The 6,196-nt window shown below is 66.6% G+C and carries 6 protein-coding genes and 1 pseudogene; 3 read left to right on the top strand and 4 right to left on the bottom strand.

What is annotated here, in order from left to right:
- From AC08OV_RS17155 to AC08OV_RS17145, 3 genes and pseudogenes are all read right to left on the bottom strand, one after another.
- The coding region (locus tag AC08OV_RS17155) for an IS66 family transposase (protein ID WP_476619935.1) at positions 1-272 on the bottom strand (272 nt) is incomplete at its 3' end.
- A pseudogene (locus AC08OV_RS17150) lies at positions 197-780 on the bottom strand (IS66 family transposase). The gene AC08OV_RS17155 and the pseudogene AC08OV_RS17150, both read right to left, overlap by 76 nt.
- Positions 781-1,129: 349 nt before the next feature.
- Complete coding sequence (locus AC08OV_RS17145) at positions 1,130-1,312, bottom strand: hypothetical protein (RefSeq protein WP_476614510.1); 183 nt, start codon at positions 1,310-1,312, stop codon at positions 1,130-1,132.
- Between the two features lie 634 nt (positions 1,313-1,946).
- On the opposite strand from AC08OV_RS17145, the gene AC08OV_RS17140 reads away from it, so the two are divergent.
- The 3 genes from AC08OV_RS17140 to AC08OV_RS17130 are packed head-to-tail and all read left to right on the top strand — an operon-like array spanning position 1,947 to position 4,494.
- The gene (locus tag AC08OV_RS17140) at positions 1,947-2,888 is read left to right on the top strand and encodes a metal ABC transporter substrate-binding protein (RefSeq protein WP_476614511.1); all 942 of its coding nucleotides are present in this window, start codon (positions 1,947-1,949) and stop codon (positions 2,886-2,888) included.
- On the top strand, positions 2,885-3,625 hold the full coding sequence (locus AC08OV_RS17135) for a metal ABC transporter ATP-binding protein (protein ID WP_476614512.1): 741 nt from the start codon (positions 2,885-2,887) through the stop codon (positions 3,623-3,625). The genes AC08OV_RS17140 and AC08OV_RS17135 overlap by 4 nt, the downstream gene beginning before the upstream one ends.
- Complete coding sequence (locus tag AC08OV_RS17130; protein WP_476614513.1) at positions 3,622-4,494, top strand: metal ABC transporter permease; 873 nt, start codon at positions 3,622-3,624, stop codon at positions 4,492-4,494. Before AC08OV_RS17135 ends, AC08OV_RS17130 begins: the two co-directional genes overlap by 4 nt.
- A 111-nt stretch (positions 4,495-4,605) precedes the next feature.
- On the opposite strand, the gene AC08OV_RS17125 is transcribed toward AC08OV_RS17130, so the two are convergent.
- Positions 4,606-5,361 carry a metal-dependent transcriptional regulator gene (locus AC08OV_RS17125; RefSeq protein ID WP_476619934.1) on the bottom strand — a complete coding sequence of 252 codons (756 nt, stop codon included), beginning with the start codon at positions 5,359-5,361 and terminating at the stop codon, positions 4,606-4,608.
- Between the last annotated feature and the right edge of the window lie 835 nt (positions 5,362-6,196).

Below are 6,196 nucleotides of genomic sequence, written 5' to 3'. Positions count from 1 at the left end.
GTTGGTTTTACAGTCCCAAACGCGACTTTGCAATGACCCTGGGTGCCGGTCGGGGTGGTCGACGGCCAGGTGAGGAACGGGCCGAGGGCGGGCCCCTGGGGTCCCTTCCCGCCGGCGGTCGCGCAGGCGGTGAGGTAGTCGGTTGCGAGGTGCGCGGCCCACTCGGCGTGCGCGCCGTAGTAGTTCTTCCGGCCGACTACCGGAGTCCGAAGCGCCCTCTCGGCCGCATTGTTATCAAGATCCAGATCGGGGAAGTCGCGATGGCGGACCAGCCCGTCCCATTCCCGGTCCAGGATCGCGAGGACCTTCTTCGCCGCCGGATGCAGGCTGTAGATCCCCGCATCCCCGCATCCTCGCTCCCGGGCTGGGCGGCGGCCAGCGCGCGGTGGGCGACGTAGAACGCCCCGATCCGGGCGACCCACTGGCCGCGCCAGTAGCGCAACTGGACGTGGGTGTCCCCGGCCCGGATGAAGTACCGGCGGACGTGTGCCCAGCACCAGAGCGGGTCGGGTCCATCCGGAAGACCACCGTGTCCACGGCGACGAACACCCACAGCCACCAGCGGGTCCCGTCCTTACCCTCGACCCGCTCGAACACCCGCCACGTCGTCTCGTCCGCGTGGACATGGCCCGCGGCGGCGTTACGCCCGGCGATCGCCGCGTCGAGCGGCTCGAGCAGGTCGTGCACGTCCTTCAACGCCCCGCACAGGGTGCCCTCGGCGACCTCGCACCCGTCCGCGGCCAGCGCCCGGGCGATCCGGTGCAACGGGAGACCCAGCACGTACTTCTCGTAAAGGAGCCGGGCGAGGAACCCCGCGGTGAACCGGCCCTTCGCGACCGGCTTCGGCGCCGGCGGCGCCGTCACCGGCCGCGGCCCCGGACAGTCACGGCGACGCCGGTAACGGCGCCGCCGGTGCACCACCCGGATGATCCTGACCTGCCAGTCGACCTGCTCGCTGTCCTCGGTCCCCAACGGCTCGAACGCCGACCCGCAGCACGCGCAAACCCGGTCGCCCTCCGCCACATCGTGGATCTCTTCACGGGCCTGAAGGTGCGAGTACTCCCGCCGCCCGTGCCCCCTGCTCCCCGGCCGCTGCCCCCGCTTACCGCCCGTGCCAGCCGGTCTCGCGCTACCCCCGCCGCCGGCTGAGCACCGCGACCTGCTCGGTCAGTTCGTCCATCCGCGCGTCCCGGGCCCGCGCCTGCGCGGTCAACTCGCCGATCCGCGCCTCGGCCCGCTCCGCGCGGTCACGCCAGTACGCCGTGTCAGCGCCATCGACCGTGGGCGTATCGTGGCGCCTCAGATCTACCACGTTGGTGTCGTTATGACCCGACCTGGCCGAGCCGCCAGCCTGCTACCGAGTCACCAGCTCTGTACCTGCACCTGGGAGTCCAGCCGGCCGATATAGACAAGCGTGCCGTCGGGACGACGGCGGACCCGGTCGCCGGTGCGGTACCAGCGGCGACCGTCCCCCTCGAAGAACCGGCCACGGTCGTCCGCCGGGTCCAGGTAGCCAGGGGTGAGCTGCGGGCCCGCGATGCACAGCTCGCCCTCGATGCCGACCAGCAGGTCACCCTCCCTGCTGTGCGCACGACTCCAGCAGCGGGCGGCGACGACGGCTAACTCGCCGAGTCGTCCCAGCCGGGCCGGTGCCCGACTGAACTCCGAGGTGTTCGCCGGTAGGACTGTCGTTCAACCCCCTCAACCTCACCCAGTTGATCTTTTCTTCGACAGGAACGATCATCCAGGTGGCGGGGGCGCCCTTGTCCTGGCTCGACCCGCGGCCACACTCCGCCGCAACAATCAATCACGAATAGTGATTGGACAACCACGATATCCGACGAACGCGTGGAGATGGTTGGACATCACCCGAGAATCCGTCTATATAGTAATCAAACTTCGCCATACCGAAGATTGATGTTCGGAAGGACGGGAAGGGGCTTATGATGCGCGGTACTGTCGCATGGCTGTCGAGAGTGGGGTCGGCTACCGCCGCCGCCGCGCTGATGCTGTCGGGGTGCTCCACCACCCCCGCTGTCGACGCATCGGCCGGTGGGGGGCGTGATCGTCCGGTAGTACTGACGACGTTCACGGTGTTATCGGACATCGCACAGAACGTTGCAGGAGATCACCTGCGGGTGGAGTCGATCACGAAGGTGGGGGCGGAGATCCACGGGTACGAGCCGACGCCGGGTGATATCACGAAGGCATCGGAGGCGGATCTGATCCTGGACAACGGCCTGAACCTGGAGCTGTGGTTCAAGCGGTTCGTGGAGTCGGTGCACGTGCGGCACGCCGTGGTGTCGGACGGGGTCAAGGCGATAGACATCACCGAGGACGCCTACGCAGGCAAGCCGAACCCGCACGCCTGGATGAGCCCGTTGAACGCGCAAATCTATGTCGACAACATCGTCGATGCCTTCAGTGATCTCGATCCCGCGCACGCGGCGGACTTCAGGGCGAACGGTAAGACGTACAAGGCCAAGCTCCAGGCCGTACAGGACGAGCTCGTGTCGAAGCTGTCGACGCTGCCGGCAAAGAAGCGGGCGCTGGTGACCTGCGAGGGCGCGTTCTCGTACCTCGCCCGCGACACGGGGCTGACGGAGCAGTACATCTGGCCCGTGAACGCCGAGCAACAGGCGACGCCGCAGCAGATCGCCTCGACGATCACGTTCGTCAAGGCGCATGACGTGCCGGCGGTGTTCTGCGAGTCCACGGTGTCGGACAAGCCGATGCGGCAGGTCGCCAACGCCACCGGCGCGGCCCTGGGCGGCATCCTCTATGTCGATTCTCTCTCCAAGGCCGACGGGCCGGTACCGACCTACCTCGACCTGATCCGCTACGACGCGACCACGATTATCAACGGGCTCACCGGGCGGACCTCGTGACCGCGGCGATCCAGGTTCAGGAGGTCGTCGTCCGTTACGGCGGGGTCCTCGCCCTCGACGGCGTGTCCCTCACCGTCGAGCCGGGGCGGGTGGCCGGGTTGATCGGGATGAACGGATCCGGCAAGTCGACGCTGTTCAAGTCGGTCATGGGTATAGTCCGCCCCGACCGGGGACGCGTGCTACTCGACGGTGCCGAGCCTGCCGTGGCGCGTAAACAGGGCCTGGTGGGTTATGTGCCACAGAGCGAGGAGGTCGATTGGGCCTTCCCTGTCTCCGTGCGCGACGTTGTGATGATGGGCCGCTACGGCCACCAGAACTTCACCCGCCGGGCGCGCCCGGCCGACCACACGGCGGTGTCCGAGGCGCTGGAGCGTGTGGGGCTGACCGAGTACGCGGACCGGCAAATCGGACAGCTCTCCGGCGGGCAAAAGAAACGCGCGTTCGTCGCCCGCGGCATCGCCCAAAATGCGCAGATCATGCTCTTGGACGAACCCTTCGCCGGGGTCGACAAGAAATCCGAAGCCACCATCGTCCGACTACTCAAGGAGCTCGCCGCGGACGGCCGTACCATCCTGGTCTCCACCCATGACCTTCACGCCCTGCCACAGCTGGCCGACGAGGCGGTGCTGCTGCTGCGCCGAGTGCTGTTCCACGGCTCCGTGACCGAGACACTCAGACCGGAGAACCTCGCCCGCGCGTTCGGACTCGACGTGCTCGAGCAGAAGTACGTCGCATGAACCCGCTCGATCTGCTCCTGGATCCGCTGCAGTACGACTTCATGGTCCGGGCTCTTACCACCACCATGATCGCTGCTGTCGTCTGTGCCCTCCTGTCGTGCTGGCTCGTGCTCGTCGGCTGGTCGCTGATGGGTGACGCGGTCTCTCACTCCGTCCTGCCCGGGGTCGTGATCGCCTACATCCTCGGCATACCGTTCGCGATCGGTGCGCTCGTGTTCGGGTTCCTCTCTGTCGCGCTCATCGGGACGATCCGCGGAACCAGCCGGGTGAAAGAAGACGCCGCGATCGGGATCGTCTTCACCACCCTGTTTGCGCTCGGACTCGTCCTCATCTCGATCACCCCGAGCCAGACCGACCTGAACCACATCGTCTTCGGCAACATCCTCGGCGTCTCCACCGCGGACCTCATCCAGATCGGCATCCTCGCTGCTGTCGCGTTCGTCATCCTTGTGCTGAAGCGGCGTGACCTGACGCTGTACGCGTTCGACCCGACTCACGCCCACGCTATCGGCCTGTCGCCGCGGTTCCTCGGCACGCTGCTGCTCGGCCTGCTCGCCCTCACCGCCGTGGTCGCACTGCAGGTGGTCGGGGTGATCCTCGTCGTGGCGATGCTGATCATCCCTGGCGCCACCGCCTTCCTGCTCACCGACCGCTTCGGACGTATGCTCGTCATCGCCCCGGCGATATCGGCCGCGAGCTCGGTGATGGGGATCTATCTCAGCTACTGGCTCGACGCGTCCTCCGGCGGGCTCGTCGTCGTCGTCCAGGGCGTCGTGTTTGCACTCGTCTACCTGTTCAGCCCCCGCCACGGGCTGCTTGGCAAACGACTGCTCGCTCGGCGGCACCGGGAGTTCGTCTCAGCGAGCTGACCCGCAGCCGACCCGAGACCCAGCGATCAGGAGGAACCTCGGCTCACCACACTGGCACCACTCGGAAACCGCCTTCTTCACCCTTTCGAAGGTAGGTGGGCCGCTCGGAAGCTAGTTCATTGATCCGTCACGGCCCGCCTCGGCCGTGGTCTCGCACCCGTGTCCCGGGCCGGCCTCCCGCGGCGGAGCCGGCCCCGAGGAGCTCACCGTGACGCACACGGCGTCCGTCGCCGACCGGCCAAGAGCCACCGCCTCATCGCGGCCTTCCACAACCACCTCCACCGAATCCGAGTACGGTGCCCCGGCTCGCACCTCCAGCACGGTACCGATGCCAATCCCACGCTCGGCGAAGAACTGCAACAGGCCCGCGTCCGCGTCCGAGATCCGCTCCACACGCGCGTGCGCGCCCGGCCCGATCCGAGACAGCAGGACCGCATCCGGTACCCGCACCGTGCCGTCCGAGCCCGGGATCGGATCACCATGTGGGTCGCGGGTGGGATGGCCGAGGTATTCGTCGATCCGGTTCACCATGAAGTCCGACACCGCATGCTCCAGCGTCTCGGCCTCATCATGCACCTGATCCCACCGATACCCCAGCACCTGCACCAGGAACGACTCAATTAACCGGTGGCGGCGCACCATCGCCACCGCATGCACCCGCCCCTTCTCTGTCAGTGACACTGCCCCGTAGGGCGCGTGCTCCAGCAGACCCTGCTCAGTAAGTTTGCGCACCGCGTCCGACGCCGTCGACAGCCTCACCCCCACCTTCGCTGCCAGTGTCGAAGGCGACACCGGCACCCCGGACCACTCCTGAAGACTCCAGACCACCTTCAGATAGTTCTGACTGCTCGCCGAAAGCTCCGACACCGACATGCTCGCAGGCTACCAAGCACCGAACTACGCCAATCCGAACTCTCCGTGAGAGCACGGCCAATACGACTCGACTTTCGTGATAATGCTGCTCGTCGCGGCCGAACCCCTCATCTACTGAGCCATCAGCACCATGGTCCGGTGTATCGACCGGCGCACACCCCCCCAACGCCCGGGACCCCGACCGCTACGAAGAATCGTCTGACCAACGATCTCAAACATCTTCCCAACCCCCCACCAAGATCCAGAAAACCCAACCTTCAGGTCAGGATTCCTGAGCCAAGATCTTGGCGCGGGACAGAACGGAACTTGTCAAGATCTTTGAGGTAAGATATTTTGTGAATTAGCCTAATTGTGATTTTTGTGGAACGATTTCCGATCTCTCGGGAACACCCGAGTCGGCCGGCTCAGCCTCGTCGGGCTTCCGGTTGATCCCGGCCGGCTTCGGGAGCGGCGGCGGGACCGGAGGCCGGTTCACGAACCGCTCCGGGTGCGCGACACAGGCCGCGTCCAGGACACGGCCGCGCGGCCTGGACGGCCTGGACGGCCTGGACGGCCTCGGCCCGGCCGAAATGCACGACCGCCGACGCGAGATACCCGGTGCCAGAATTCCTGTGCTCATGATTGTACGTATCCATTCAGGGATGCAGGTTCCAGCACCCCTGAATGGATACCTGCCCGCCAGAGCCACAGAGGCGGTCCGGTGGTTCTCGTAGTCGTTCCCGGCGCGAGGCGGCAGGTCGGTGTGACCCGACACCGCCGGGGCATCCCGTCAGGGTGAGCAGACACACCCGCCGGGGTCGAACCGACAGCAGCCGAACCGACAGCAGCC

It is taken from the genome of Frankia sp. CeTa3Moorea (assembly GCF_978021225.1).
This window is presented reverse-complemented; position numbering and strand designations above follow the sequence as displayed.

Excerpts from the sequence above, each read along its gene's own strand:
- AC08OV_RS17140 (WP_476614511.1), top strand. The coding sequence starts at position 1,947 with ATGCGCGGTACTGTCGCATGGCTGTCGAGAGTGGGGTCGGCTACCGCC.
- AC08OV_RS17130 (WP_476614513.1), top strand. The coding sequence starts at position 3,622 with ATGAACCCGCTCGATCTGCTCCTGGATCCGCTGCAGTACGACTTCATG.